Below are 2953 nucleotides of genomic sequence, written 5' to 3'. Positions count from 1 at the left end.
CTAGAGGTACCAGCGAGCCTATGGGTGAAACTGTTATTAGAGGACCAAGGGATGGGTTTGTTGAGACTATTAGATTTAACACAGCACTTGTTAGAAGACGTATTAGGGACCCTCGTCTTAAGGTTAAGCAGTCACAGGTAGGAGTTCGCTCTAAAACCGATATTGCACTTATGTATATAGATGAATTAGTTGATAAGGGAGTTTTAAGTAAAATAGAAGAAAAACTTAAGGCTATTAATATTGATGCAATACTTGATAGTGGGTATATTCAGCAGTTTCTAGAAGAAAAGCCATTAACCCCTTTTCCCCAGATTCAAGCAACTGAAAGACCAGATGTTGCAGCAGCAGGTATTTACGAAGGAAGAATTATTATACTTGTAGATAACTCACCAACAGCACTTATTTTACCTGTTACAGTAACAGCATTTTTCCAATCAGCAGAGGATTATTATATTAGACCTGTTGTAGCAACAAATGTAAGGCTACTTAGAGTAGTTGCTATTATTATAGGGCTTTTAGCTCCTGCTATTTATATAGCACTTACATCATATAACCCAGAGATTATTCCAGCAAAACTTGCCCTCTCAATAACAGCATCACGTGAAGGAGTTCCATTTCCAGCATTTATTGAGATGATGATTATGGAGGTAACACTTGATTTGCTACGGGAAGCAGGAATTAGACTACCGAAACCACTTGGTTCAACAATAGGTGTAGTTGGAGGTTTAGTTATTGGTCAGGCTGCAGTTTCAGCAGGAATTGTAAGTCCTATTGCAGTTATTATTATTGCAATTACTGCACTTTCCACATTTGTTACTCCAAATTACGAAATAGAAGCTGCATTTAGAATATCAAGAATAGGACTTATGTGCTGTGCAGCTGTATATGGACTATATGGTACGGTTCTTGGAGTTATATTACTTCTTATACATTTAGTTAGACTTGAATCATATGGAGTAGGATATTTAGAACCTGTTGCTCCATACAGATTAAGGGATCTTAAGGATAGTTTATTTATTAGGGTTCCTCTTGGGTATATGAAGGATAGACCACAGTATATTAATAATGATAATAAGATAAGACAGAGGGGAGATGAGAAGTTTGGAAAATAATAATAAGTTTACATCTACCCAGTTAGTTAAGTTTTTAATATGTGCAATGCTTGGCGTTGGGCTTCTCCAGCTTCCCTCAATTTTAACTGAACATACTGGAAATGAAGCATTTTATATTCCTATATTTGCAGGGATAATATGCCTAGGCTCAGCCTACCTTATATGCAAGGCCGGTAGTATGTATAATGGTCGTGGACTTGTAGGAAGTGCTAAGTATACTTACGGAAAAACAATAGGAGTAATAATTATTATTCCATTATTACTTATATACTTAATAGCCTGTGCAGTTGAAGCAAGGGTATTTACACAAACAATAAAGCTATTTTTACTTGATACAACACCTACATGGGCAATTTTAATACCTTTTTACTTTTTAATACTGTTTTTATTAAGGGGAGAACTGCGTCATATAATTAGATTTATAGAGTTTGTACTGCCTTTTATATTAATTATTGTTTCTATATTATTTATTTTAGTTATTCCAGGAAGTGACTTTACGGATCTTTTGCCTATAGGTCAGAGAACATTTTTAGAGTATTATAGGGCAATTGATGGTAGTATATTTTCTTTTTTAGGAATAATATCATTACTGGTAATTTATCCAAATATTAAGAAAAAGGATTTAAAATCCAATTTTAAAGTTACAGCATTGGCAGTTGGAATTATTTCAGTAATCTATATGATAACAGTAGCACTTTGTATTAGTAAGCTAGGTACTGCTGAAACTAAATGGCTACTATATCCAACAATAAGTCTTATTAAGTCAGCATATATTCCGGGAGGGTTTATAGAGAGGCTTGAGGGAATACTAATGTCTATATGGGTAATTCTTGTTTTTGCAACTATTGCTATAGCACTATATGCTATGACAACAATTATACTTGATATATTTAATTTTAAGGATAGAAGGTTTATAACTACTTGTATTATACCCTTTATATATATAGCTTCTTCTAGTGCACTAAGCATACTTGAGGTTATGAATGTAAGTATAGTTTCAGGATATATACTTGGACCATATTCTATGTTTATACTTCCCCTTTTAATTATTATAGGCTATAGGGTTAAACAAAAAAGGAGGGGAAGTAGTCATGAGAACTAAAAAGCTTACAGCTGTGCTCTTAATAATTACATTACTACTTCCAGTATTATTAACCTCATGTTGGGATAAGAGAGAGATTAATGAAAGAGCATTTATTAATACCATATATATTGATAAGAACTACAGTAAAAAACTAAGTCCATATATATCAAGTGATATGAAACATAGAGATAATGAAGAGTTATTCGTAAGCTTTGGGATAGCCAACGCTGCTGAGGGTGAAGCTAAGCTTACTACATTTACCCATTCTGTTGTAGCAACAACATTTGGTAATGCAACAGAGAAGTTAGATGCAGAAACCTCAAGAAGACCATTTTTTGGTCATACTAAGCTTATAGTATTTGGCAAGGAACTTATTGACGATCCTGAACTTTTTACTGAGGTGCTAGATGATCTTGAGAGAAACACTTCTATAGATAGAGAACTTAAAATCATAGTTGCGGAAAATAGTAATATTACGCTTGAAGCTTTAAGGCCTAGTACAGAAAATCTATACTCTAGCTATATTGATGGGGTAATGGGCGCTGCTAAGTCAATTTCATATACTATTCCTATGTCTATGGGACAGTTTTTTAATGATCTTCGCCAAAGTGAAGGTAGAGCAGTGACACCTGTTGTTAGAATGGAAGGGGAAAAAATAAAAATGGATAGGGTACTCCTAATTGATAATTACACATCTAGAAAAACTATGAGTTCACGTGAGGTACGTGGATATAAGTTTTTTCATGGTGTAGATAGT

General features: G+C 33.9%; 3 protein-coding genes. All 3 read left to right on the top strand.

Annotated elements, in window-relative coordinates; all coding sequences use genetic code 11:
- Positions 1-1112: spore germination protein (locus RR539_RS10695; RefSeq protein ID WP_332483855.1), on the top strand; the 1112-nt coding region annotated here is incomplete at its 5' end.
- Complete coding sequence (locus RR539_RS10690; RefSeq protein WP_332473498.1) at positions 1102-2214, top strand: GerAB/ArcD/ProY family transporter; 1113 nt, start codon at positions 1102-1104, stop codon at positions 2212-2214. The genes RR539_RS10695 and RR539_RS10690, both read left to right, overlap by 11 nt.
- On the top strand, positions 2204-2953 hold a 750-nt coding region (locus RR539_RS10685; protein WP_332483854.1), incomplete at its 3' end, for a Ger(x)C family spore germination protein. The genes RR539_RS10690 and RR539_RS10685, both read left to right, overlap by 11 nt.

The organism is Clostridium sp., from assembly GCF_036639235.1.
Lineage (GTDB): Bacteria > Bacillota > Clostridia > Clostridiales > Caloramatoraceae > Clostridium_AB.
Note: the sequence above shows the minus strand (reverse complement) of the source record. Positions and strands in the feature narration are given on the sequence as shown.